The organism is Mycobacterium sp. E802, from assembly GCF_001666875.1.
GTDB lineage: Bacteria > Actinomycetota > Actinomycetes > Mycobacteriales > Mycobacteriaceae > Mycobacterium.
This window is the reverse complement of the sequence record NZ_LZJD01000099.1, coordinates 1-23,748: the sequence shown is the minus strand read 5'-3', so window position 1 is coordinate 23,748 and position 23,748 is coordinate 1. Positions and strand designations below refer to the sequence as shown.

Sequence of the window (23,748 nt, the reverse complement as noted above, 5' to 3'; positions counted from 1 at the left end):
TCGACCCAGACGCATTGGACCCAGACGAATTGAACTCAGAGGTATTCGACTCAGAAGTGCTCACGTACGTTCCTTCCGTAGCGGAAGGCGTCCTTGTCTCTGCCGAGCGTGGCGGATACCGCAGGGGTCCGGCCCCCCCGATAACCGTTGCAACGCCTCTCGACCAGAAAAGTCTACGTCGTCACCCGATCGACGTCTGGACACCCATCCCGTCGCGTCTACCGCGACCGCCCGCGGATCTTGTCGGCAATGTCGTCGTCACCAAGGCTAACCAGGCTGTGGCCGACCATATTTCATCTCCGCGGCGCGTGGCCGGCGGACGGTCTGCACTTGGCTGCCCAGGTCGATGCCATCGACCGATGTGTCAGCGACAGTCACATCAACAGGGTAGACGGTCTATCAAACATGCTGTTCGACCCCGCGACGACCCGCGCGCGCAACGCGCTCATCGGCACCATCGGAAGGCTTACGCTGAAGGTGTGACACCGTCGTATCCGAACGCCGGCCGGCCGATCAACCTGCCCGAACTGAAGGACGCCACCATCGTGGCGGCATTCGAGGGCTGGAACGACGCCGGCGACGCGGCCAGTGACGCGCTGGACCACCTGGATGCGATCTGGGAGGCCCAACCCATCGTCGAGATCGACGACGAGTCGTATTACGACTACCAGGTGAACCGCCCGGTGATCCGTCAGGTCGACGGCGTCACCCGGGAGCTGGTGTGGCCGTCGATGCGGGTCTCGCACTGCCGTCCCCCGGGCAGCAACCGCGATGTGGTGTTGATGCACGGGGTGGAACCCAACATGCGCTGGCGTACGTTCTGCGCGGAGTTGCTGGCCATCGCCGACAAGCTCAATGTGCAGACCGTGGTGATCTTGGGCGCGCTGCTGGCCGACACCCCGCACACCCGGCCGGTTCCGGTGTCGGGCTCGGCGTACTCATCGGATTCGGCGAAGGTGTTCGGGCTGGAAGAAACCCGGTACGAGGGTCCGACCGGGATCGCCGGGGTGTTCCAGGATGCCTGTGTGCAGGCCGGGATTCCGGCGGTGACGTTCTGGGCGGCGGTCCCGCACTACGTGTCCCAACCGCCCAGCCCCAAGGCCACCGTGGCCCTGCTGCGCCGCGTCGAGGACGTGCTCGACGTCGAGGTGCCGCTGGCCGATCTGCCCGCCGCCGCCGAGGAGTGGGAGCAGGCCGTCTCCGAGATGACGGCCGAGGACGAAGAGATCGCCGAGTACGTCGCGTCGCTGGAGCAGCGTGGCGACGCCGAGGTGGACATGAACGAGGCGCTCGGCAAGATCGATGGTGACGCGTTGGCGGCGGAGTTCGAGCGCTACCTGCGGCGGAGAGGCCGCTGAGCGGCCTGTTCAACCGGCGCCGTTAGGACTCGGGTTTCTCCAGCGCTTCGATGCGGGCGCTGGTCGAGCGGCCCAGCGCGGCGGCCTCGGCGTCCAGCTTGGGCAGCAGCGTCGGCGTGAACTTGCGGATGTCGCGTTCGGCCAGCGACGTGGACACCACCGGCCGGATCCAGCGGAACGCCCCCACCCACTCCGGGCTGTAGATGCGCTTCTTGCGTCCCTCGATGCCCTTGACGAAGGCCGCGCCGCAGGCGTCGACGGTGGTGGTCCGGTTCAACGGCGGCGGCAGTTTGGACAGCATCTCGCGGAACGCCGACAGGTCGGACTTCGCGTCCTGTACCAGCGGAGTGTCGATCCAGCTCATGTGCGCCGAGCCGACGTCGACGCCGAGGTGGGCCACCTCCAGTCGCAGGGTGTTGGCGAAGTACTCGGCCCCGGCCTTGGAGGCGTGATAGGCGGCCAGCCCGGGGGCTGAGGTGAATGCCGCCAGCGAGGACACCACGAGTACGTAGCCGCGGCGTTGGATGACCGCCGGGAGCGTGGCCCGGACGGTGTTGAACACCCCGACCACGTTGATGTCGACGACGCGCTTGAACGCCTCGGGATCCACCTGCATGACCGAGCCGAAGCTGGCGATACCGGCGTTGGCCATCACGACGTCGATGCCGCCGAAGCGCTCGACGGCGGCATCGGCGGCCTTCTGCATGGCAGCCAGGTCGCGCACGTCGGCCAGCGCGGTGAGCACATGTTCCTCGCCGAGTTCGGCGGCCAGCGCGCTCAGCGGGGCCTCGTCGAGATCGGTGAGCACGAGCTTGGCGCCCCGACGTCGCAACCGGCGGGCCACCTCGGCGCCGATCCCGCGCGCACCGCCGGTGATGAACACGACTTTCCCGTTCACAGAACCCATGGCGGTAACGTACCGCCGCGCCCAGCTACAGGTCCACACCCAGCAATGCGTCGACCGCAGTCGCGACCAATCCCGGTGCGGCGGGGTCATGCCCGCCGTAGGCCAGCGCATCGGTACACCAACCATCAAGTGCGGCAAGAGCTTTCGGGGTGTCCAGATCGTCGGCGAGATATTGGCGCACCCGGGCCACCACATCGGTGGCATCCGGTCCGGCAGGCAGTGCGGTGGCCCTGCGCCAGTGCGCAAGCCGGTCGGTGGCCTCGGCGAGCACGGCGTCGCTCCAGAACCGGTCGCTGCGGTAGTGCCCGGCGAACAATCCCAGCCGAATGGCCGAGGGCTCCACCCCCTGCGCGCGCAGTCGCGACACCAGCACCAGGTTGCCGCGGCTCTTGCTCATCTTGTGCCCGTCCCAGCCGATCATCCCGGCGTGCACATAGTGGCGGGCGAAACGCCGCTCCCCCGTTGCCGATTCGGCGTGGGCCGCGGAGAACTCGTGGTGCGGGAAGATCAGGTCGCTGCCGCCGCCCTGGATGTCCAGCCCGGTGCCGATGCGGGTCAGCGCGATCGCCGAACACTCGACATGCCAGCCGGGCCGGCCCGGACCGAACGGCGAGGGCCAGCTGGGTTCGCCGGGACGCTCGGCCCGCCACAGCAGCGCGTCGAGTTCGTCGCTCTTGCCGGCCCGCTCCGGGTCACCACCGCGCTCACCGAACAGCCGCAGCATGGTGTCGCGGTCGTAGCCCGACTCGTAGCCGAACTGCACGGTGGCGTCGGCACGGTAGTACACGTCGGGGTACTGGGCGTCGTCGAGGACGTAGGCCGCCCCCGAGGCCAGCATCTTCTCGACCAGCTCGATCACCTCGGCGATGGCGTCGGTGGCAGCCACGTAGTCCTGCGGCGGCAGCACCCGCAGCGCGGTCATGTCCTCGCGGAACAACTGGGTCTCGCGGTCACCGAGGTCGCGCCAGTCGATGCCGTCGCGCTCGGCGCGTTCGAACAGCGGGTCGTCGACGTCGGTGACGTTCTGTACGTAATGCACGCTGTGCCCGGCATCCAGCCACAGCCGGTGCACCAGGTCGAAGGTCAGGTAGGTCGCGGCGTGGCCCAGATGGGTGGCGTCATACGGCGTGATGCCGCACACGTACATCGTGGCCGTCGGGCCCGGGCTGACGGGACGGACCTGCCGATCGGCGCTGTCGTACAGCCGTAGTTGCGGACCACGCCCTTTCAGCACCGGAATTGACGGCGCCGCCCACGATTGCATGGCCTCGACTCTAAGGTGCTCGCTCAGGACGGCCTCCCGCCGGTCGGTCCCCACAGTTCAGGTAGACAGACAACCGCGCCGACGAATCCATTCCCGCGGCGCTCATCGGGAGGCGACCCCGATCGCCTCCAACAGGATGGGCGCCAGCTCCTTGCGGCACATGACGAAGTCCGGCAGATATGGATCGGCGCGGTTGTAGCGCAGTTCCGAGCCGTCCAACCGGGAGGCGTGCAGGCCCGCGGCCAGCACCACCCCTGCCGGTGCGGCCGAATCCCACTCCCACTGCCCGCCGGCGTGGATGTAGGCGTCGACGTCACCGCGCACCACGGCCATCGCCTTGGCCCCGGCCGAACCGATGCGCACCATCCGGAAATCGAGCTGCTCGCGCATCCGCCACAGCACCGCCGGCGGCCGGTTCGAGCTCGCGGTGATCAACAACGGCCCGGGGCGCCGCGGACCCGGTGGGCTGACCGCATCGCTGCGGTACACCTCGCCGCGGGCCGGCAGGGCCACCACCGCATCCGACAGGCCGCCGTCGACGCCGACCGAGCGCTGCCACAACGCGATGTGCACGGCCCAGTCCTCGCGGCCCGGCAGCGAGAACTCGTGCGTGCCGTCGACCGGGTCGACGATCCAGACCCGATCGGCGTCGACGCGGGCCAGGTCGTCGACCGCCTCCTCGCTGAGCACCGAATCCCCGGGGCGGGCCTGGGCCAACCGGTCGAGGATCAGGGCGTTGGATCGCCGATCCCCCTCGTCACCGAGGTAGTACGGGTCGTAGAAGCCGATCTCCTCGCGTACGGCCAACAACAGCTCACCGGCTTCCTTGGCCACGGCGGCAGCCAGGTCGGCGTCGGTCGAGTGCACCCACCAAGTATCGGTGGCGGGCCAGGCCGGTGCGCTGGCGGGGCCGGTTGTGCCATTAGGGTCAAGCCATGACCGAGCAGACGCCTGTCGACAACCTGTCCGACTCGTGGCGCTGGAAGTTCGATTTCTTCAGTACCTACGGGCTGCCTAGCGCGAGCCCGGAAGCCAAGGCCGCGTACCGCAACCTCAGCTTGATGGCCAAGCTGCGGCTCACGTCGAACATCCTGGCGTTTCTGTTCGGGCCGCTCTACTTCTTCGTCAAAGGCATGTGGCGCAAGGGTTTGACGCTGCTGGGGTTGACGATCGCGGTCGCGGTGGTGTTCACGGCCATCGGGGTCAGCGACGGCATCGCCCGCGCCATCGGCCTGGGAATCGCCGCGATGGCGATGTCGACCGCCAACTACGCCTACTACCTGCACGTGGTGCGCGGCAGCCAGTCCTGGAATCCGTTCGAGGGGTTCGGACGCGCCCGCTAGAACGCCGGCCATGGGATCGGCCGGTGCCGATCGGGTGTCGGCATCACCGGATCATCCAGTAAGCCAACGATTCTCGATCGCAGCGCGGCGATCTCGGCGTCGGTGATGTGTGGGCACAGCTGTTCGGCCAGGCCGGCGAAGCCGTCGCGCAGCGCCGCGACGTCGGCCAGCGTTTCGTCGTCGACGGGTTTGCCGGCCCACCCCCACAGCACCGTGCGCAGCTTGTCTTCGACGTGCAGGCTCACCCCGTGGTCGACGCCGTACACCGCGCCGTCGACCCCGGCCAGGATGTGCCCGCCCTTGCGGTCGGCGTTGTTGATCAGCACGTCGAACACCGCCAGCCGGAACAGCCGGGGATCGTCGGCGTGTACCAGGGTCACCTCGTCACCGGCGTAGTCGTAGGCCTGCAGGATCGGCAGGAAACCCGGTGGAAGATGGCCGGCCGGCAGCAGGTCCACCAGATCGGGACCGGCCGCCGGCTCGTCGCCCACCGCGCCTTCCGGCTGGTCCACCCACCGCTGCACCATGCCGGGCCCGGCCGGACCGTCACGAATAATGGTGCGCGGCACCAGGTTCCACCCGAGACTGGCCGACACCAGGTACGCACCGACCTCGCGGCCGGCCAAGGTGCCGTCGGGAAAATCCCACAGCGGCGCCTCGCCCCGAATCGGTTTGTACACGCAGTGCACCTGGCGGTCGCGAAAGTTGGCCTCGCACAGGAAGGTGGCGTTGCTGGCCGAGCGGATGCGGCCGATCACCGTCAGTTCGCCCTCGGCCAGCGCCTCATCGTCGGGTTGGGCGGGCCCGCGCTCAGGTGTCGGCGTCATCGTCGGACCCGGTGATCTCACCGCGCCGATAGCCGTTGGTACGCACGCAGATGTGGCCGTCCGGGTCCAGGGGTTCGTCGCACAGCGGGCACGGCGGACGTCCCGCCGAGATCACCCGGTTGGATCGGGTGGCGAATTCGCGCGCCGACTCCGGGGTGAGGAACACCCGTACCGCGTCCGGCCCGTCCTCGGCGTCGTCGAGGACCACCGACGCGTCGAATTCGCCTTCGGAAACCGCGAGGAGCTCCACCACGACCGTCTGGGCCTCCGAGTCCCAGCCCAGCCCCATGGTGCCCACCCGGAACTCGGCGTCGACCGGGGTGACCAATGGCAACAGGTCGCTCACCTCACCGGTGTCCGGTGGGATCGGCGTGCCGAACCGGCGGTTGATCTCGGTGAGCAACGCGGCGATTCGCTCGGCGAGTACGGCGACCTGCTGCTTCTCCAGGACCACCGAGATCACCCGCTTGTCGTGGACCGCCTGCAGATAAAACGTCCGGTTGCCGGGTTGGCCGACAGTCCCGGCCACGAATCGGTCGGGAGTACGGAATACGTGAATTGCGCGGGCCATGGCACCTTCCAAAATACCGGTATAGCTATGCCGGGTCAGTTGGTGGACCCACCGACCACCGCGTCGGTGGCGGGTTTGGCGGCCAGGCCGGCACTCAACTGCGCACCCGTGTGGTTGATGTGCATGACGAAGGGCCGCAGGTCGGTGTAGCGGATCACGCTCATCGACGCCGGGTCGGCGGTGATGCGCTGGAACCCGTCCAGATGCACCCCCAGCGCGTCGGCCAGCACCGCCTTGATCACGTCGCCGTGTGTGCAGGCCACCCACAGCACGTCGGCGCCGTGCTGCTCGGCCAGCGCACGGTCACGTTCGCGCACCGCAGTCACCGCGCGGGCCTGCACCTGGGCCAGGCCCTCCCCATCGGGGAACACCGCGGCACTGGGCTGCTGCTGTACCACCGCCCACAACGGTTCCTTGACCAGCTCGCCGATCGCGCGCCCGGTCCAGCTGCCGTAGTCCACCTCGGTGAGCCGCTCGTCGACGATCGGCTCCAACCCCAGCGCCTCGGCCAGCGGTGCCACCGTGCGCTCACAGCGCAACAGCGGAGAACGCACGATCGCGGTCACCGGCAGCTCCCCGATCCGGGCGGCCAGTCCGGCGGCCTGTTCGGCGCCCCGTTCGTCGAGGTCGACGCCGTCGCTGCGGCCGGCCAGGGTGTGCGCGGTGTTCGACGTCGAGCGGCCGTGCCGCAGCAAGATCACCGTCATCTCAGCTCCTCTCGATCACTGCGCGGCCACCACCCCGGTGCCCAGCAGCGCCAACACCACCACACCAAGCACCACGCGGTACCCCACAAACCAATACATGCTGTGCGACACCAGGAATTTCAGGAACCAGGCGATCGCGGCGAAACCAACGACGAAGGCGATCACCGTGGACACCAGCAGCTGAGCACCGGTCGCGCTCATCCCCTCGCCGACGGGGTGGAACGCATCGGGCAGGGAGAACAGGCCCGAGGCGAAAACCGCCGGGATGGCCAACAGGAATCCGAACCGGGCGGCGAGCTCACGCTCCATACCCAAAAAGAGTCCGGCGCTGATGGTCGCGCCCGAGCGCGACACGCCCGGCACCAGCGCCAGGCACTGGGCCAGGCCGACGATGACACTGTCGCGCCAGGTCAACTGCTCGACGCGGCGGGTCTGTCGGCCGTAATACTCGGCCGCGGCGATCACCGCGGAGAACACGATCAACGCCGAGGCCACGAGCCACAGATTGCGTGCGCCACTGCGGATTTCGTCCTTGAACAACAGGCCGAACACCCCGATCGGGATGGTGCCGATGATCACCCACCAGCCGAGCCAGTAGTCAGCCGTGCGGTGGGCCGCCACGAACAGTCCGTTGAACCAGGCCTTGAGGATGCGGGCGATGTCCTTGGCGAAATAGACCAGGACCGCGAGTTCGGTGCCCAGCTGGGTGACCGCGGTGAAGGAGGCGCCGGCGTCGTCGGCGAAGAAGACCCGTGAGGTGATCGCAAGATGCCCCGACGAGGAGACCGGGAGAAACTCGGTGAGCCCCTGGACAATCGACAATACGACCACTTGCAGCCAGGACATGGCACCGACGTCAGTCACGCCGACGACCGTACCGTGACGATCGCCGGGGACGTCGTCAGCGCGTGGCGCGTGAGACCGGTTGCGCGTCGGCCACCGCGTCCCGCACGGTTGCCGACAAGCTGCGTTCGTCAGACAGGTCGATATCGGTCAGTTTGCGGGAGGCCACGGCGACCACGTCGTCCTCGACGGGAACCGGACCCGACAGTCGCGGGCGATAGATCTCGATGATCAATTGCTGACGCTCGATATGGAACGAAAAGCTCCGGCCATCGCCAACCTGGCCAAACCCACTGGCGTGTACACCAGTGGAAATATCCTCCATAGCAAACTCACGGCTAACCAGTTGTTGGTCTGCGGCGAGGGTCATGGTCGAACCATACCTCGACTTATGCCCTAATGGTTGAAGACGCGACCATTTCTGGCCAACCACCATGCCTAAACTGGATCCCTGCCCGTCACCGACCATTCACATCCGATCGAGAGCCCACGTTGCGCCCAATCTTTGCAGGTCAGCCTGTTCGCGCCGGCGTAATCGCGCTGGCCCTGCTGCTCACCGCGGGGTGCACGTCCAACCCCGCCGACGCCCCGCCACCCACCATCGAACCGGCTCAGGCCGCAGTATCGCCGCCGGTCACCGTCACCCCCGATGGCCAGATCACACCGCTGGCCGGACGCGCCGAGAGCGCGGTGTTCGATCCAGCAACAGCCACCCTGGCCGTGCTCTCCCCCGGAGCCGAGGGGCAGTCGACGCTGAGCCTGCTGACCGGCACGGGACCCACCCGGAACGTGACGTTGACCCCGGCGGCCACCGCGATGAGCGTCGACAGCCACGGCGACATCCTGGCCGCCACCCGCGGCGGCTATTTCCGCATCGACATCGGCGCCGCCAAGGCCGACAAGATCGAGGTGGCGGACAACCAGGACGTCGACTTCACCGCGATCGCGGTGCGCACCGACGGCAAAGTCGTGTTGGGCAGCGCCGACGGCGCCGTGTACACGCTGGCCGACGATCACACCGTGAGCGCTCGGCTCAAGATCTTCGCCCGGGTGGATTCGCTTGTCACACAAGGTAATACCGCGGTTGTCCTGGACCGCGGGCAGACCTCGGTGACCGCCGTGGATCCCAGCGGCACCAAGGCCGCGCAGGCACTCCGGGCCGGCGAGGGCGCCACCACGATCGCCGCCGACGCTCGCGGCCGGGTCCTGGTCGCCGACACTCGCGGCGACGAACTGCTGGTGTTCGGCACCGATCCGTTGATCATGCGGCAGCGCTACCCGGTGCCCGCCGCCCCGTACGGCCTGGCCGGATCCGCCGAGTTGGCCTGGGTGTCGCAGACCGCGGCCAACACCGTGATTGGTTACGATCTGTCCACCGGCATACCCGTGGAAAAGGTGCGTCATCGAACCGTGCAGCAACCGAACTCCCTGGCCTACGACGACAAGACCGGCACCCTGTACGTGGTGTCCGGCTCGGGAGCCGGTGTCCAGGTGATCCGTGACGCGGCAGGGCGCCGATGACCACTATCCAGCAAGGCCGCATGCCCCCCGGATGGGACAAGGTCGTCGCCGAGGACCTCTCGGAGGAATACGACTGGATCCCGCTGCGACTGCCCCCTGATGTCACCAGGATCAGCGCGTCGATCCGCTTGTCCATCGAGGCCGAGTACCGCGGCTGGGAACTGACCCGGGTGCGGGCCTACACAGACGGGAGCCGACGGGTGCTGTTGCGCCGCAAGAAAACCGCGTCATCGATGGCGGGCACGCCCCAGGCGCCGTCCCTGTGATGTACGCGGCGCTGCGGCGGGCACTCTTCCTGGTGCCCCCGGAACGGATTCATCTGTGGGTGTTCGCCCTACTGCGGACCGCCACCGGCCCCGCCGTCCTGCGGCGCGCCCTGGCGCGTCGGTTGGCCCCGGCCGATCCGGCGCTGGCCAGCACGGTGTTCGGGGTGCGGTTTCCCGGCCCGATGGGGCTGGCCGCCGGATTCGACAAGGACGGCCGCGGGCTGCAGACCTGGGGCGCGCTCGGCTTCGGCTACGCCGAGGTGGGCACCGTCACCGCGCAGGCACAGCCGGGCAGCCCCGAACCCCGGCTGTTCCGGCTGCCCGAAGACCACGCGCTGCTCAACCGGATGGGGTTCAACAACGAAGGCGCGGGGGCCCTGGCGATGCGACTGGCCGAACACACCCCTGACGTCCCGATCGGGGTGAACATCGGCAAGACCAAGGTCACCCGGGCCGAGGATGCGGTCGCCGACTACGCCGAGAGCACCCGACTGGTGAGCGGGCGGGCCGCCTATGTCGTGGTCAACGTCAGCTCCCCCAACACCCCGGGGCTGCGGGATCTGCAGGCGGTGGAATCGCTGCGGCCGATCCTGGCCGCGGTGCGGGCCGAGACGACCAAGCCGGTACTGGTCAAGATCGCGCCCGACCTCTCGGACGCCGACATCGACGAAATCGCGGACCTGGCAGTGGAATTGGGCTTGGCCGGAATCGTCGCCACCAACACCACGATCTCGCGGGACGGGCTGACCACCCCCGGCGTCGCCGAGTTGGGCGCCGGCGGGATCTCAGGGCGACCGGTGGCGCAGCGGTCGTTGCAGGTGCTGCGTCGGTTGTACTCGCGAGTGGGTGACAAGCTCGTGTTGATCAGCGTCGGCGGGATAGAGACCGCCGACGACGCCTGGGAGCGGATCATCTCCGGAGCCAGCCTGCTGCAGGGCTATACGGGGTTCATCTACGGCGGCGGATTGTGGGCCAAGCAGATTCACGACGGCATCGCCGAGCGGTTGCATGCCGGCGGATTCGCCTCACTGGCCGACGCCGTGGGTTCCGCCAACCCGCGAGCAGACGTAAACCCTTACTAAAATGCCGGTTTCGGTACGGGTTTACGTCTGCTCGGCGGAGAACTACTTCTGCTCGTAGGTGCCGTGGATGACGGCGCGGGCGATGGCCTGGCCGAACAGGTTGAAGCCGAGGTAGGCCGGGGTGGCGCCGTCGGGCAGCTCAAGAGACTCGACCGGCAGGGCGTGCACGGCGATGTAGTACCGGTGCGGGCCGTGACCGGCCGGCGGGGCCGCCCCGATGTAGCGCTTCTGGCTCGCGTCGTTGGCCAGCGTCACCGCGCCGCCGGGCAGCTCACCGCCGTCACCGGCGCCGGCGGGCAGCTCGGTCACCGAGGCGGGCAGATCGGCCACCGCCCAGTGCCAGAAACCCGAGGCGGTCGGAGCATCCGGGTCATACACCGTGACGGCGAAACTCTTGGTCTCGGCCGGGAAACCCGACCAGCTCAGCTGCGGTGAGACGTCTGAACCGCCGGCCCCCATGATCCCGCTGACCTGGTCGTTGGCCAACGGTTGGCCGTCGCTGACCGATTCGGAGGTCAGGGTGAACGTCGGCAGCTTCGGCAGGCTGTCGTACGGAGATGTGCTCATGGTTCCCTCTCGTAGTCAGTTGGTGTAACCAGCTCGTGCAGTCAGCAGTTCCGCAGAAAGTGTTCCAGAACGCCCGCCCCGAATTGCAGGGCATCCACCGGTACGCGTTCGTCGACCCCGTGGAACAACGCGGCGAAGTCCAGGTCCGGCGGCAGCCGCAGCGGCGCGAACCCGAAGCAGCGAATCCCCAACCGCTGGAACGACTTCGCATCGGTCCCGCCCGACAGCATGTAGGGCACGGTGCGGGCCTCGGGGTCCAGGGCGAGGATCGCCGCGTTCATCGCGTCGACCAGATCACCGTCGAAGGTGGTCTCATACGACGGCAGGTCGCGCTCCCAGCTGCGGGTGACGTCGGGTCCGATCAGCGCGTCGACCTCACGCTCGAAGGCCTCCTTGCGGCCCGGCAGCACCCGGCAGTCGATCACGGCCTCCGCCGACGCGGGGATCACGTTGGCCTTGTAGCCGGCCTTGAGCATCGTCGGATTGGCGGTGTCGCGCAGCGTGGCCGACACGATCCGCGCTACGCCGCCGAGCTTGGCGATGGTGCCGTCGAGGTCCGGGGAATTCACGTCGAAGTCGTACCCGGTCTCCTCGGCCACCGCGGTGAGAAACTGCTCCACGGCCGGATTGAGCACCAACGGGAACTGATGGCGGCCCAGCCGGTCCACCGCGCCCGCGATCGCCGTCACGGCGTTGTCGTCGTGCACCATCGAACCGTGCCCGGCCCGTCCCCGCGCGGTCAGCCGCATCCAGGACAGGCCCTTCTCGGCGGTCTCGATCAGGTAGAGCCGACGCTCCCCGCCGTCCTTGCAGGGCACGGTCAGGGAGAACCCGCCCACCTCACCGATCGCCTCGGTGACGCCCTCGAACAGATCGGGCCGGTTGTCCACCAGCCAGTTGGCCCCGTAGGTGCCGCCGTGTTCCTCGTCGGAGACGAACGCGAACAACAGGTCCCGCGGCGGCACGATCCCCGAACGCTTGAAGTGGCGGGCCACCGCGATGGCCATCCCGACCATGTCCTTCATGTCGACCGCGCCGCGGCCCCAGACATAACCGTCCTTGACCGCGCCGGAGAACGGATGCACGCTCCAGTCGGCCGGCTCGGCCGGGACGACGTCGAGGTGGCCGTGGATCATCAGCGCCCCGCGCGACGGATCGGCGCCGGCCAAGCGGGCGAACACATTGCCCCGCCCGGGTGCCCCGGCCTCCACGTATTCGGTCTCGTAACCGACCTCCTGCAGCTGCTCGGCCACCCAGTGGGCACACTCGGCCTCACCCTTGGTAGTAACCGGATCACCGGTGTTGGAGGTGTCGAATCGGATGAGCGCGCTGACGAGATCGACCACCTCGTCGGCGCTGGAGGCGGGGACAGTCACAGTCCCATTCGTACCACTGGGACACCGGTTTGGGTCTAGGGCACACAATCCGATAGCCTTAGGCGCCCAACCCGCAAGGTTGGCAAGTCCGAGTGGCGGAATGGCAGACGCGCTAGCTTGAGGTGCTAGTGCCCTATTAACGGGCGTGGGGGTTCAAGTCCCCCCTCGGACACAATTCAGACCGGGATCAATTTCCCGGCCACGGCGGCAACCCAACTCAGTTCCTTGTGGAAGATGTCGCTGTGTGCCCCGGACGGGCCCGCATCGGCGATCACCACCTCTGACGAGTTCAGGTTCAGGATCTGGCCCGGTTGGAACGGATACTGCGCCCCCTCATCGCCCAGAACCTGCGTGTCACTGCCGAATGCGCCCAGTGCGCCCATCGCCCGCCACCGCGCCATCGGATCGTCGAGGCCGGCGGCATCGTCACCGGCGGTCAACGAGGCCAACGGGTAGAACGTCCCCAGCGCCCGGTCATGGCTGGAGAAGCAGACCGCCATCGGACCGTCGATCCGGGCCAATCGGCCCGCCAGGGCGCCGTCGCCGTCCCGGAACGGCAGCCCCTTCGTGAATGTGAACCGGGAGAATGCGCCCTGCAGCAGGGTCACCGATTTCACCGGCGACGGCCGGTGATCGGCGATGCCGTCGAGCGCGAACGACACCAGCCGGGCACCGAAGCTGTGTCCGATCAGATGGATCCGCAGATCCGGATGAGCACCGGAGAGATCGTCGATCGCGGGGCCCAACCCGGTGCGTCCGACGACGCCGGCCCGGTTCTTCATCTTCCAGTAGCTGAGCTGACGCAAGACTTCCTTGGCACCGTGCCAGAGCTTGTCGCCCACGTCGCCGAGACCGGCCGCCCCGCCGGTGCCGTCGGCGTCGGTGAACCGGACGCCGGAATCGGCCAACCGGTCGGCGAACCGGGTGAAGACGTCGACGGGCTCCCGTTGCGGGTCCAGCATGCCTGGTACCTGGACCGGCGTGTCCGCCTCGCCGTCGTCGAAACCACTCCGGGTCGCGGCGTTGAACCGGCGCAACTCGGCGAACATTTCGTGCGCGCGCTGTGCGGTGGGTGGCTTCTCCAACAGCGCGGCGATGGCGTCCAGATGCGCGCTGCCATCGGGAAACATGTCCTTGAGGTCGGCCAACTCGGCGGGCCCGAGCATGGCCGGGCCGGCCGCTGTCGCGGTGCGTTCGGTCAACGCCGCCGCCCCGCCGCCGTCATGTGCGGGCGTGCCCTCGAAGTCCGGGATCGGTTCGTCCCGCCACAGTTGCGACGGCCATCGGATTCCGACGAATCCGACCTTCCGGTCACCGTCGAGCTGATCGGCCAGCAGGGCGAACCAGCGGGCATACAACGACTCTGCTGCGGCCTCGTCGTTGTTCCAGCCGTGGGAGAACAGCACCAGGTCGGTGAGTGCGTGGGCGCCGATGCCCTCGCGTATCGCGGCGAGGGTGTCCGTGTCGACGTCGCCGTCGGCGTCGAACACCAGCCGCCACAACGGCCTGCCCTCGATGGTGTCGGTCATGGTGACTCCTCGATGCTGTGGATCTTCAGACGGATTGCAGGGCCCGCATCAGGTCCAGCAGGCCCGCCCCCTGGAACGCCCGGTCGCGACCGAGCGAGGTGGCCGATTCGATGAAGATGCGCTTGATCTCGTCGGGCCGGCCGACCAGTTCGCGCTGCACCGACAGGAATGCCGCGATCGCCCCGGACACATGCGGCGCGGCCATGCTGGTCCCGGTGGCCTCGATGTAGATCGCCGCGCTCTCCGGCGGCGCGTCGGTCTGCCGCAGCACATCGCTGCGCATTCGACCGGCCGCGACCGAGGTGATGCGCTCACCGGGAGCCAGCAGGTCGGGCTTGCACCGGCCGTCACCGGTGGGGCCCTTGGACGAGAAGTACGACACCCCGGAGGTATGCGGGGCGTCGCGGTGCGTCGAACCGACGGTGATGGCGCGCTCGGCGTTGCCGGGATCGTTGATCGTCATGCCCGCACTGAACTTCGTGACGTCGGTGGTGAACAGCGGGTTGAGCGAGACGTATCCGCTGTTTCCGGCCGCCGCGACCACGACCACCCCCGACCGCACGGTCTTGTCGACCTCGATGCACAGCGGGCTCTGACCGCACGCGAACCACTCCGCGGCGAACTCGTAACCCAGGCTGAGGTTCACGCCGTGGATGCGCGGCATCCGCTGGCTCGCGGCGTTCACCTCGCGGACATAGGCCAGGGCCCGCATCACCCGACTCACCCGCGCGGCCCGCTCCCCCGGCCCCAACACCTTCAGACTGACCAACTTGGCCTCGGGTGCCATCCCGGCCAACCGGCTCGGATCGCTGATCGCCCGCTTCTGCAGGATGGGGATATCGCCTTCCGGCGCACCGACATTGAAGCGCTTCTCGGCCACATAGACGTCGTCGGCCGATTTTCCGACAAGGCCGCCGGCGATGATGCCCGCAACATGGGAGCCGTGTCCGTCCGCATCCTGCAGTGCACTGGGCGTGAATGCCGCCTCACCCCCGGTCACCGTGAAATCGCGATGTAGGTCGCAGACCGAGGGGTCCGTGACGGTGGCCCGGTCACCGAAATGTGGATGCGTCTCGTCGATCCCGGAATCGACGACGGCCCAGACGATTCCGGACCCGAAGCAGGCGAATGTCCGCTGCGCGGGGACCGCCTTGACGGTGTTGGACGACGCGTCGATCTGCGGGTGGGCGTCGAAATCCGGCCAGATCCGGTAGACCGCCCGCTCGGGCCACTGCTGCGGCACCGCGTCCGCCGAGACCATGCCCTCGATCTGGCGGGTGGTCAGCTCACCGACCATGAACTGGTCGGCCACCGTCAGCGGGACGTCGGCCCCGCCGACCAGGCGCCACAGCTCGCGCACCCGGTCCATCGCCGCCGCAACTCCCCCGGCAAACCGCAGATTGAGTTCGATCATGATCGGCCACAACGTTTCCCGCGCCGTCTCGGCGTCATCGTCAGGGCCCACCACAAACTTCTCCCGCAGTGGCGGCGTGATCACCCCGGCCACCAGCAGGTCGCGGTGCGGTGGCGCGTCGGCCGGAGCCACCGCCCGGGCCCGCTCCTGCGGCGCCATCGCCCGCTCACAGGCCTGCTCGGCGGCACGGCGGCCGGCCGCCGTCAAGGCCACCGTCGGCTCGGCCCCCGCCGCGTCCTTCCTCGCGCGTCGTCGGGTCGCCAGCTTGTCGTGCACCAGCCGGTCGACGGCCTCGGCGACACTGCGGTGCCACCGCGGCGTCCCGTCCGCGCAGAGACGATCCTCGGAGTCGAACCGTGAGGCGAACCGGGCGGCCACGGCTTCCAGGATGTTCTGCGGACCGGCGTCGATGTTCTTGGCTGCCAAGTCGGCCAGGGCGCACTGCGCCCGATCGGTCCAGGCTTCACTGTTTGACGGACTCACCGCAACACCTCGGAACTGTGCTCGACCCTACAACTGGCATTCAACACACGATCGGGCCTCAGGGAGGCGATAGTTCGCCGATTCCGCAATCGACGGTTCGACGCCGCCGGTTCGAGCATGCGCGCGTGGGTGCTGAGCATGGGTGCGCGCTCAGTCCGGCCGGCCGACGCCGTCGGCCCACAATCCGGGCCAGTTGCCGGCCACCTGTTTGGGGTAGCCGGCGTCGACCCGTGACGACGCGATGTCATAGCGGATGTACTGCGACCCTTTGAAGAAGTACGCCTTGCCGTTGTTGCGGATCACCACATGATCGATGCCGCTCTCGTATTCGGTGGGTAGATTGGGCGCCCAGTTGTCCTTGATCGGCTTGGGATAACCCGCGTCGACCTGATCGGTGGCGATGTCGTAGCGCAGATACTGCGCCCCCTTGAAGAAGTAGGCCTTGCTGTTCGGCCACACCACCACCGCATCGAAACCATCCGGCCAGATGCCCGGCCACCCCGCCGAGATGTCCATCGGATAACCGGGATCCACCCGATCGGTCGGCAGATCGAAGCGCAGGTATCGGCTGCCCTTGAAGAAGTACGCTTTTCCGTTGGTCCACAGCACATCCGCGTCGATGCCATCGGCGAACTCCGCCGGGAAACCGGCCCAGAACCCGGCCACCGGCAGCGGATAACCGGGATCCGTCTTGCCTACGGCCTCGTCGAACCGCGCGTACTGCGAGCCGTTGAAGAAGTACAGTTTGCCGTTCGGCCACACCGAGCTCGGCGACACCGGACCGGGGTACATGCTCGCCGCGAACTGGGCGTCCAGGTTGTCGATGTCGGTTCCGCCGGGTACATCGATGCCGTCGGTCATGATCGAACCCGGCAGTTCGTAGCACATGATCGAGTTCTCGTCGGTCTCGTTGGTCGCGGTCAAGGCCGAGACATCGAACGGGGTGAGCACCTGCTCGATCACCTCGTCCCGCGACCAGCCCTGGGTCGCCATGAACAGGGTGATGGCCTTCTCCCGGTCGATCCGGTCGACAATTGCCTTGCGGCGGTGCTCATGTGGGAACCCGAGTGTGTGTCCGGTCTCGTGCCGGACCACCCGGCGAAACTCCGCCTCGGAGGTGCTCATCGTGAAACCGTCGAGGTTCATGGTCTGCTCGTCGGCGGCGGCCAGGAGGATGTCGGTACCGAGGTAGGACCAGTACCCGTCGTCGGCCACCCGGGCGATCCGCACCTGGGGATCGACGTGGGACGCCACGAACCTGACGTTCGCCCACGCTCCCCAGGCGTTCATATGAGCCAGGATTCGGCGCTGCAGATCGGCCGGCGGGGTGTCCAGGAAGCCGACCGTCAGCCGGACCCCGCCGGCATTCCAGCGCTTGTTCGTCATGACGGCCAGGTGTTCACGAGACGGCCGATCCCCGGCCGAGATCCCGCTGACGTTGGGGGCATTCGCCGGATTGACCCCGACGGCCGCCTCCGCGGAGGCGATCACCTTCCCGGCCGGCAGTCCTTTGATCGTGCACGGTATGAATGTCATCGTCGTCCCTCCTTCGGGTCCGGACGTCATCGGTTGTCACCGGCGAAGGTAGAGCCGATCGACACCTCGACACACGAGTGGAGCGCTACCTGCATTCGGGTAGCTCACTACTCGTGTCATTTCGCATCGGCGCGACAACGATCGACATGTGCGTCAAAACAATGTCCGATCCAGAGCGCGGTCGACGATGGCCGCGGTGGGCGCCCGGATCGCCCAGCAGATTGATCAGTCGGTGGGATGGTCGCGGCTGCCGACCGCGTTGGGCCTGGCGGTCCTGGTGGGCCTACGCCATCAACTGCGCACCTCGAATCTGTATGCCGCCGAACCGGGCCCACCTCAAACCGCCGTCCCCGGTGCGGTGGGTAACTATCTGTCGGCCCGTACCCGTGACGGCTCGTACAACGACCTCGCCGATCCGCGGATGGGCGCCGTCGGTTGCCGCTTCGGGCGCAACGTGCCGGCCGAGTACACGTATCCGGAGTCGGACCCGCAGCTTCTCGATCCCAACCCGCGGCTGATCAGCCGCCGCCTGCTGACCCGCGAGCGCTTTCAACCCGCGACCACACTCAACCTGCTGGCCGCCGCGTGGATCCAGTTCGAGGTACACGACTGGTTCGCCCACGGCACCGTCGCCGGCGGCCCGTGGGTGGTACCGCTGCACGACGACGACCCGTGGCCGCAGCGGCCGATGCGGGTGCAGCGCACACAGCCTGATCCCCACCCCAACCCGGTCGGTCCGCCCACCTTCACCACGCAGGAGTCACACTGGTGGGACGGCTCTCAGATCTACGGAACCACACCGGAATTCGCCAGCGCACTGCGCTCACCCGAGGGTGGCAAGCTACGCATCGATTCCGCGGGGCTACCGCCGCAGGATGTGGAGGCGACGGTCGACCTGACCGGTACCGCCGGAAACTTCTGGGTCGGGCTGGCCTTGCTGCACTCACTGTTCATGCGTGAGCACAACGCCATCTGCGACCGCCTGGCGCAGGCGCATCCACATCTGACCGATCAACAGCTCTACGACAAGGCGCGCCTCGTCAATTCCGCATTGATGGCCAAGATCCACACGGTCGACTGGACCCCCGCCATCATCGCGCACCCCACCACGGTGGCCGCGATGCGGGCTAACTGGTTCGGGCTGCTGGGCGAACGGCTGGGCCGGCGCTTCGGTCGCATCAGCCGCAGTCCGCTGCTGCGCGGCATCCCGGGCTCAGCGACCACCCACCACGGCGTGCCGTATTCGCTCACCGAGGAGTTCGTCGCGGTGTACCGGATGCACCCACTGATCCCTGACGACTTCACCTTCCGTTCGGTGGTCGATGACCGGATCGTCGCAGAGCACGAGCTGCCCGAGCTGTCGGTCGAGAACGTACGGGCCCGGTTGGCCGAGACGCCGATGGCCGATCTGTTCTACTCCTTCGGCCGTGCCCACCCGGGAGCGTTGTCGCTGCGCAACTTCCCCCGGCATCTGCAGAACCTGCGTCGCGTCGACGGCGCACTACTCGACCTGGCCACCATCGACCTGATCCGGTCCAGGGAGCGCGGTGTGCCGCGCTACAACGAGTTCCGGAAGCTGTTCCGGCTCAAGCCGGCCAAGACTTTCGAGGAACTCACCGGTGAAACGGTGCTGGCAGCCGAGCTGCGTGAGATCTACGACGACGTGGACCTGGTCGACCTGATGATCGGCCTGTACGCCGAACCCAAGCCCCGAGGTTTCGGGTTCAGCGACACCGCCTTCCGGGTCTTCATCCTGATGGCCACCCGCCGGCTGGAAAGCGACCGATTCTTCACCGTCGACTTCCGTGAGGAGACATACACGGTCGCCGGCATGAAGTGGGTCCGCGACAACGACATGCGATCGGTGCTGCTGCGTCACTTTCCCGAGTTGGCCCCCGCTCTGGCCGGGGTGACCAACCCATTCGCTCCCTGGAATTCCATGTCCCCCAAGTCCGGCAGAAAGGTATGTACATGACCGAGGCCACCACCGCCACGATGACCGAAGCCGATGTCCGTCGCATCGCCGAGAATCTCGACCCGGTCTCCTACCGCGACGACCTCGAGCAACCACGGGCCGGAGAAGCCGAGGTGATCGAAAAGATCATCGCGGCACTGCGCAAGAACAACGAGCGGGCGTACAAGAAGTTCAAACGGGGCCTGCGGGATGCCCACGCCAAGAGTCACGCCGTGCTGCGCGGTGAACTGATCGTCAACCCCGACCTGCCCGGTGTGCTGGCTCAGGGGATGTTCGCCGAACCACGCAGTTATCCGGTGATCGCGCGCATTTCGACGACCTCGGGGGTGTTGCGCAGCGACAAGATGCGCGGCGTCCGCGGCCTGGCCCTCAAGGCTATCGGCGTGCACGGGGCCCGGGCGATGGACGACGAACCGAACATCACCCAGGACTTCGTGTTGGTCACCCACGAGGAGTTCCTGTTCGCCGATGCCCACGCCTATCTCAAACTGGGTATGCCCACCGCCAGTGCGCTGGCCCGGTTGTCCGACGGGCTGCTGGGCGCGGGCAGTGAACTGCTGGGCCTGCTGAAGAAGATCGGGCTGCCACTCCCGCCGAACCTGGCGGTGTTCGTCGCCCCCAACCGGCCGATCCTGGGCGAGACCTTCTTCTCCTCCGCACCCATCCGCTACGGCGACTACGTGGCGAGGTTCAAGTACGAGCCGTCCTCGCCCGAGGTCAAAGCTCTTGCCGGGCAACTCCTCCCACGAAATCCCGGTCAAGATACCCACCGTGACCTGATCATGGGATTTTTCGAGAACAACTGTGCGGAATACACCTTCAGCGTGCAGCTGTGCACCGATGCCCAGACGATGCCGATCGAGGATGCCACGAAGCACTGGGACACCTCGGTCTCGCCCTACCTTCCCGTCGCCAAAATCGTGTTCCCCCGGCAGAACCCCTACAGCGCGCTGCGTCGGGCCTACGGCGACGACGTGTTGTCGTTCAACTCATGGCGCGGGCTCGAAGCCCACCGGCCGCTGGGGTCGATCAACCGGTTGAAACGCACGGTGTACGAGGCCTCGAGCGACTTCCGGCACCTCAAGAACAACGTCGAACGGCACGAACCGTCGGATATCTCCGAGCTTCCGGACTGATCCGCAGCGAACGGGAATTGCTTGACATGGCAAGAACTTCCAGCCTCGTCGCCCACAGACGTCATGCCGTTGACCCGAGGTTCGCCAGCGTCGGCGGTCCGATGCCCTTAGACTCTGCGTTCATGCCTGGTCAGTGGCAGCTTCTGGACCGGCCCACCGAGCACGAGGCCATCCGGTCCGCCCTCAGTGGGACCGAAAGCTGCGGAGTAATCCTCGTCGGCGCTGCCGGAGTGGGCAAGACCACGTTGGCGCGCACCGTCACAGCATCGCTGGGCCGTAGGGTGCACTGGACGGCCTGTACCGAATCATCCCGCAGCATTCCGCTCGGCGCATTCGCCCATTGGGTCTCCTCGACGGCTTCGCGCGACCCCATCGCGCTCATTGGATCGGCGCGTGAATCGCTTGTGTCCGACGGTGACACCGTCATCGGTATCGACGACGCCCACCTGCTCGACCAGTTGTCGGCCACCCTGTTGCACCAGATCGCCGTCGAGCGTTCCGGGCATGTGGTGGCCACCGTGCGCAGCGGCGAACCGGTACCCGACGCCGTCACCTCGCTGTGGAAGGACGGCTACCTCCAGCGCTTCGAACTCAGCCCCTTCACCAAGCAGCAGAGCATCGCCCTGATCGAAACCGTGCTGGGCGGAACACTTGAGGGTCTCAGCGCCGACGTGATGTGGCAGACCTCCGGCGGCAACCCGCTGTTCTTGCGCAACATGGTCGAGGGCGCTCTCGACGCCGGAACGCTGGCCGAGGTCAACGGGGTCTGGCAGTTCCGCGGTCCGACCGTCATCCCGACCGGGCTCGTCGAACTGCTCGACGAGCGACTCGCGCATGCCGGTGAAGATGTGTTGCATGCGCTGAAACTGCTGTCGCTGTGCGAACCGCTCGACATCGATGCGCTAGCCGAACTCGCCGGGGAGGAGGCGGTGGACGCGGCCGAGATGCGCGGCCTGATCCGGATCGTCTCCGACGACGGTCAGATCAACGTCCGGTTCTCGCACCCGTTGTTCGGTGAGGTGGTTCGCCGCCGGGTGGGTACCGCATCGGCCCGCAAACTCCGCGGTCGCATCGCCAAGATCCTGCACGAACGTAACCTCGACTCCCCGGCCAGCCGAATCAAGTTGGCCGAGTTGGCCATCGAGAGTGATCAGGGCACCGACATCGAACTGCTGATCACCGCCGCGAAAGACGCGGTGTTCCTGTCCAACCTTCCGCTCGGGGAGAAACTGGCGCGCGCGGCGTTCGACCACGGCGGTGGTCTGGGTGCGGCGGCCCTGCTGTCCCGCGCGCTGTTGTGGCAGGGTCATCCCGCCCAGGCCGACAGCATCCTGGAGCAGTTCTCCCCCGCCGATCTCAACGAATTGGAACTTGTGCAGTGGGGCGTACCGCGGGTGTCCAATCTGTTCTGGTCCATGGGCGAGGTGGGGCGGGCGGATCAAGTGCTGGCGCTCCTGCAGCAGCGGGTCAGCCACCCGGCCCTGCGGTTGATCATCGACGCCACCGGCGCGGGAATGGCCGTGCATCAGAACAAGATCGACGAGGGCCTGACGATCGCCGAACGGGTGCTGGCCACGCCCGAGGCGCCCCGCCAGGCCGTGGATTTCGCGGCGTTCGCCGCGGGGTTGTCGATGCCGTTGGTGGGCCGGGGCGATGATTTCCTGCCGATCGCGTCGCGGTGCCGCGCGCAACGCAAGACCACCGACGGCATGGTCCGCATCATGGTGTTCTACGGCGAGGTGCTGGCTCTGGCCTACACCGGCCGGCTGGATCTGGCCCGGCAGCGCGCCACCGAATACGCCGAGTTCTCCTCGGCCGGCCAGTTCGCCGGATGGGCCATCGCCAAGATCATGGAGGGCGTGGCCGCCACCCACAGTGGCCGGTTCCGGGACGCCATCTCGGCGATCGAGCAGGCGCTGGCCGCACTGAACGCCGAGAGCTCACTGCCCTGGCAGCTGCCCGGCCGGCTGCTGTTGGCTCGCGCGTACGCCGGGGTGGGCAACCCCACCGACGCCGAACGGGTGCTCGCCGACGCCGAGGAACACTCGGGCGAATTCATGGCCCTGCACGAGCCGCATCGGATGATCGCAAAGGCCTGGCTTGCCGCCGCCAAAGGGAGTCACCGCTCAGCCATCGACCAGGCCCGCGCCGCCGCTGACGCCGCCCATTCCTGCGGCCAGTTCGCCGTCGAGGCCGAGGCTCTGCACAGCGCGGCCCGGTTCGGCGACCGCAGTGTCACCCGTCGTCTGCAGGACCTGGTGGACCGCGTCGGCGGCCCGCTGGCGGCGCTGTACGCCCGCCACGCCGCGGCCGTGACCGCCGCGGACCCGGGCGAACTGGACAAGGTGGCCGCCGCATTCGAAACCGCTGGTGTCCTGTTGTCGGCGGCGGACGCTGCGGCCCAGGCGGTGCCGCTGCACGATCGCGCCGGACATCGCCGCAACAGCACCGAATCTGCCGCCCGCGCACTGCAATTGGCGGCCAAGTGCGGTGGGGCAGCCACCCCGGCGATCCGTTCGGCGGCCCGCCCGCTGCCGGTGACGGGCCGCGAGCGTGAGGTGGCCGGACTCGTCGCGCAGGGCCTGTCCAACCGTGAGATCGCCGAACGTCTGACCGTCTCGGTCCGCACCGTCGAGGGCCACATCTACCGGGCCTGCATCAAACTCGACGTGGCCGACCGCGACGAGCTCGCCAAGATCGTCTGGAGCGATCTGGCTCAGTAGACGTCGCGCACGTACCGCTTGTCGGCGATCAGTTCCCGCTTGTAGTCACGCGTGGTGTCCTCGGACATGCCGCCGTGGGTGCGCAGGATCGTGCTGAGCGCGGCGTCGACGTCCTTTGCCATCCGGGCCGCGTCACCGCAGACGTAGAAATGTGCGCCCTCGGCCAGCCAGCGCCATACCTCTGCGCCGGCCTCGAGCATCTTGTGCTGGACGTACACCCGGTCGGCCTGGTCGCGGGAGAACGCCAGATCCAGCCGGCTCAAGAACCCGTCACCAGCCATCTCCTCGAGCTCGTTGCGATAGTAGAAGTTCTCACGGCG

Annotated in this window: 23 protein-coding genes and 1 tRNA gene; 10 read left to right on the top strand and 14 right to left on the bottom strand. The window is 67.6% G+C overall.

Annotation, left to right across the window (positions count from 1 at the left end; genetic code table 11):
• Positions 1 to 330: 330 nt before the first annotated feature.
• Both A5699_RS15055 and A5699_RS15050 read left to right on the top strand, forming a co-directional pair.
• Entirely contained in the window at positions 331 to 483 is a 153-nt protein-coding gene (locus A5699_RS15055) for a hypothetical protein (RefSeq protein ID WP_157561275.1), read from the top strand.
• Positions 480 to 1,358: a PAC2 family protein gene (locus A5699_RS15050; protein ID WP_067770584.1), complete on the top strand. Its 879-nt coding sequence runs from the start codon at positions 480 to 482 to the stop codon at positions 1,356 to 1,358. The genes A5699_RS15055 and A5699_RS15050 overlap by 4 nt, the downstream gene beginning before the upstream one ends.
• A gap of 22 nt (positions 1,359 to 1,380) precedes the next feature.
• On the opposite strand, the gene A5699_RS15045 is transcribed toward A5699_RS15050, so the two are convergent.
• The 3 genes from A5699_RS15045 to A5699_RS15035 form a co-directional block, all read right to left on the bottom strand.
• On the bottom strand, positions 1,381 to 2,265 hold the full coding sequence (locus A5699_RS15045; RefSeq protein ID WP_067770582.1) for an SDR family oxidoreductase: 885 nt from the start codon (positions 2,263 to 2,265) through the stop codon (positions 1,381 to 1,383).
• A gap of 25 nt (positions 2,266 to 2,290) precedes the next feature.
• Positions 2,291 to 3,529 (bottom strand): cysteine--1-D-myo-inosityl 2-amino-2-deoxy-alpha-D-glucopyranoside ligase, encoded by a 1,239-nt coding sequence (gene mshC, locus A5699_RS15040; protein WP_067770580.1) that lies wholly within the window; start codon positions 3,527 to 3,529, stop codon positions 2,291 to 2,293.
• 102 nt (positions 3,530 to 3,631) lie between these two features.
• The gene (locus tag A5699_RS15035; RefSeq protein WP_067770578.1) at positions 3,632 to 4,396 is read right to left on the bottom strand and encodes a 3'(2'),5'-bisphosphate nucleotidase CysQ; all 765 of its coding nucleotides are present in this window, start codon (positions 4,394 to 4,396) and stop codon (positions 3,632 to 3,634) included.
• 68 nt (positions 4,397 to 4,464) lie between these two features.
• On the opposite strand from A5699_RS15035, the gene A5699_RS15030 reads away from it, so the two are divergent.
• Positions 4,465 to 4,872: a DUF2628 domain-containing protein gene (locus A5699_RS15030; protein ID WP_067770576.1), complete on the top strand. Its 408-nt coding sequence runs from the start codon at positions 4,465 to 4,467 to the stop codon at positions 4,870 to 4,872.
• On the opposite strand, the gene A5699_RS15025 is transcribed toward A5699_RS15030, so the two are convergent.
• From A5699_RS15025 to A5699_RS15005, 5 genes are read right to left on the bottom strand one after another with little or no spacing between them, the layout of a single operon-like run.
• A complete protein-coding gene (locus A5699_RS15025) occupies positions 4,869 to 5,699 on the bottom strand; it encodes an SCO1664 family protein (protein WP_067770574.1) in 831 nt (276 codons plus the stop codon). The two genes, A5699_RS15030 and A5699_RS15025, sit on opposite strands and share 4 nt — an antisense overlap.
• Positions 5,683 to 6,270 carry a DUF3090 domain-containing protein gene (locus A5699_RS15020; protein WP_067770572.1) on the bottom strand — a complete coding sequence of 196 codons (588 nt, stop codon included), beginning with the start codon at positions 6,268 to 6,270 and terminating at the stop codon, positions 5,683 to 5,685. Before A5699_RS15020 ends, A5699_RS15025 begins: the two co-directional genes overlap by 17 nt.
• A 35-nt stretch (positions 6,271 to 6,305) precedes the next feature.
• The gene (locus A5699_RS15015) at positions 6,306 to 6,977 is read right to left on the bottom strand and encodes a histidine phosphatase family protein (RefSeq protein ID WP_067770570.1); all 672 of its coding nucleotides are present in this window, start codon (positions 6,975 to 6,977) and stop codon (positions 6,306 to 6,308) included.
• A 15-nt stretch (positions 6,978 to 6,992) separates the two neighbouring features.
• Positions 6,993 to 7,823 (bottom strand): undecaprenyl-diphosphate phosphatase, encoded by an 831-nt coding sequence (locus tag A5699_RS15010; protein ID WP_067770644.1) that lies wholly within the window; start codon positions 7,821 to 7,823, stop codon positions 6,993 to 6,995.
• Positions 7,824 to 7,878: 55 nt separating this feature from the next.
• Positions 7,879 to 8,190, bottom strand: coding sequence for a hypothetical protein (locus A5699_RS15005; RefSeq protein ID WP_067770568.1), 312 nt, complete (start codon positions 8,188 to 8,190; stop codon positions 7,879 to 7,881).
• A gap of 122 nt (positions 8,191 to 8,312) precedes the next feature.
• Between A5699_RS15005 and A5699_RS15000 the strand changes: the two genes are divergently transcribed.
• From A5699_RS15000 to A5699_RS14990, 3 genes are read left to right on the top strand one after another with little or no spacing between them, the layout of a single operon-like run.
• Positions 8,313 to 9,341, top strand: a complete 1,029-nt coding sequence (locus A5699_RS15000) for a YncE family protein (protein WP_067770567.1) — start codon at positions 8,313 to 8,315, stop codon at positions 9,339 to 9,341.
• Complete coding sequence (locus A5699_RS14995; RefSeq protein WP_067770565.1) at positions 9,338 to 9,607, top strand: DUF5703 family protein; 270 nt, start codon at positions 9,338 to 9,340, stop codon at positions 9,605 to 9,607. Before A5699_RS15000 ends, A5699_RS14995 begins: the two co-directional genes overlap by 4 nt.
• Entirely contained in the window at positions 9,607 to 10,689 is a 1,083-nt protein-coding gene (locus A5699_RS14990; RefSeq protein ID WP_067770563.1) for a quinone-dependent dihydroorotate dehydrogenase, read from the top strand. The genes A5699_RS14995 and A5699_RS14990 overlap by 1 nt, the downstream gene beginning before the upstream one ends.
• Before the next feature lie 42 nt (positions 10,690 to 10,731).
• Here the strand turns inward: A5699_RS14990 and A5699_RS14985 are convergent, their stop codons facing one another.
• A complete protein-coding gene (locus tag A5699_RS14985) occupies positions 10,732 to 11,256 on the bottom strand; it encodes a YbhB/YbcL family Raf kinase inhibitor-like protein (protein WP_067770561.1) in 525 nt (174 codons plus the stop codon).
• A 41-nt stretch (positions 11,257 to 11,297) separates the two neighbouring features.
• Entirely contained in the window at positions 11,298 to 12,632 is a 1,335-nt protein-coding gene (locus A5699_RS14980; protein ID WP_067770559.1) for a M20/M25/M40 family metallo-hydrolase, read from the bottom strand.
• An 86-nt stretch (positions 12,633 to 12,718) separates the two neighbouring features.
• Here A5699_RS14980 and A5699_RS14975 point away from each other — a divergent pair.
• A tRNA-Leu gene (locus tag A5699_RS14975) sits at positions 12,719 to 12,804 on the top strand.
• Positions 12,805 to 12,808: 4 nt separating this feature from the next.
• On the opposite strand, the gene A5699_RS14970 is transcribed toward A5699_RS14975, so the two are convergent.
• The 3 genes from A5699_RS14970 to A5699_RS14960 form a co-directional block, all read right to left on the bottom strand.
• On the bottom strand, positions 12,809 to 14,161 hold the full coding sequence (locus tag A5699_RS14970) for a serine-threonine protein kinase (protein WP_067770557.1): 1,353 nt from the start codon (positions 14,159 to 14,161) through the stop codon (positions 12,809 to 12,811).
• 25 nt (positions 14,162 to 14,186) lie between these two features.
• A complete protein-coding gene (locus tag A5699_RS14965; protein ID WP_067770555.1) occupies positions 14,187 to 16,058 on the bottom strand; it encodes a S8 family peptidase in 1,872 nt (623 codons plus the stop codon).
• Positions 16,059 to 16,208: 150 nt separating this feature from the next.
• Complete coding sequence (locus A5699_RS14960; RefSeq protein WP_067770553.1) at positions 16,209 to 17,594, bottom strand: hemopexin repeat-containing protein; 1,386 nt, start codon at positions 17,592 to 17,594, stop codon at positions 16,209 to 16,211.
• Between the two features lie 187 nt (positions 17,595 to 17,781).
• On the opposite strand from A5699_RS14960, the gene A5699_RS14955 reads away from it, so the two are divergent.
• The 3 genes from A5699_RS14955 (at position 17,782) to A5699_RS14945 (ending at position 23,428) form a co-directional block, all read left to right on the top strand.
• Positions 17,782 to 19,569 carry a peroxidase family protein gene (locus A5699_RS14955; RefSeq protein ID WP_067770551.1) on the top strand — a complete coding sequence of 596 codons (1,788 nt, stop codon included), beginning with the start codon at positions 17,782 to 17,784 and terminating at the stop codon, positions 19,567 to 19,569.
• A gap of 20 nt (positions 19,570 to 19,589) precedes the next feature.
• Positions 19,590 to 20,705: a catalase family protein gene (locus A5699_RS14950; protein ID WP_067770642.1), complete on the top strand. Its 1,116-nt coding sequence runs from the start codon at positions 19,590 to 19,592 to the stop codon at positions 20,703 to 20,705.
• A gap of 122 nt (positions 20,706 to 20,827) precedes the next feature.
• Positions 20,828 to 23,428, top strand: coding sequence for a LuxR C-terminal-related transcriptional regulator (locus A5699_RS14945; protein ID WP_067770549.1), 2,601 nt, complete (start codon positions 20,828 to 20,830; stop codon positions 23,426 to 23,428).
• On the opposite strand, the gene A5699_RS14940 is transcribed toward A5699_RS14945, so the two are convergent.
• On the bottom strand, positions 23,422 to 23,748 hold a 327-nt coding region (locus tag A5699_RS14940), incomplete at its 5' end, for a hypothetical protein (RefSeq protein WP_157561273.1). The genes A5699_RS14945 and A5699_RS14940 overlap by 7 nt on opposite strands.

Coding starts and splice junctions, on each gene's coding strand:
- A5699_RS15045 (WP_067770582.1), bottom strand. CDS start 2,265: ATGGGTTCTGTGAACGGGAAAGTCGTGTTCATCACCGGCGGTGCGCGC.
- mshC (WP_067770580.1), bottom strand. CDS start 3,529: ATGCAATCGTGGGCGGCGCCGTCAATTCCGGTGCTGAAAGGGCGTGGT.
- A5699_RS15030 (WP_067770576.1), top strand. CDS start 4,465: ATGACCGAGCAGACGCCTGTCGACAACCTGTCCGACTCGTGGCGCTGG.
- A5699_RS15025 (WP_067770574.1), bottom strand. CDS start 5,699: ATGACGCCGACACCTGAGCGCGGGCCCGCCCAACCCGACGATGAGGCG.
- A5699_RS15020 (WP_067770572.1), bottom strand. CDS start 6,270: ATGGCCCGCGCAATTCACGTATTCCGTACTCCCGACCGATTCGTGGCC.
- A5699_RS15015 (WP_067770570.1), bottom strand. CDS start 6,977: ATGACGGTGATCTTGCTGCGGCACGGCCGCTCGACGTCGAACACCGCG.
- A5699_RS15010 (WP_067770644.1), bottom strand. CDS start 7,823: ATGTCCTGGCTGCAAGTGGTCGTATTGTCGATTGTCCAGGGGCTCACC.
- A5699_RS15005 (WP_067770568.1), bottom strand. CDS start 8,190: ATGACCCTCGCCGCAGACCAACAACTGGTTAGCCGTGAGTTTGCTATG.
- A5699_RS14995 (WP_067770565.1), top strand. CDS start 9,338: ATGACCACTATCCAGCAAGGCCGCATGCCCCCCGGATGGGACAAGGTC.
- A5699_RS14990 (WP_067770563.1), top strand. CDS start 9,607: ATGTACGCGGCGCTGCGGCGGGCACTCTTCCTGGTGCCCCCGGAACGG.
- A5699_RS14985 (WP_067770561.1), bottom strand. CDS start 11,256: ATGAGCACATCTCCGTACGACAGCCTGCCGAAGCTGCCGACGTTCACC.
- A5699_RS14970 (WP_067770557.1), bottom strand. CDS start 14,161: ATGACCGACACCATCGAGGGCAGGCCGTTGTGGCGGCTGGTGTTCGAC.
- A5699_RS14960 (WP_067770553.1), bottom strand. CDS start 17,594: ATGACATTCATACCGTGCACGATCAAAGGACTGCCGGCCGGGAAGGTG.
- A5699_RS14955 (WP_067770551.1), top strand. CDS start 17,782: ATGGCCGCGGTGGGCGCCCGGATCGCCCAGCAGATTGATCAGTCGGTG.
- A5699_RS14950 (WP_067770642.1), top strand. CDS start 19,590: ATGACCGAAGCCGATGTCCGTCGCATCGCCGAGAATCTCGACCCGGTC.
- A5699_RS14945 (WP_067770549.1), top strand. CDS start 20,828: ATGCCTGGTCAGTGGCAGCTTCTGGACCGGCCCACCGAGCACGAGGCC.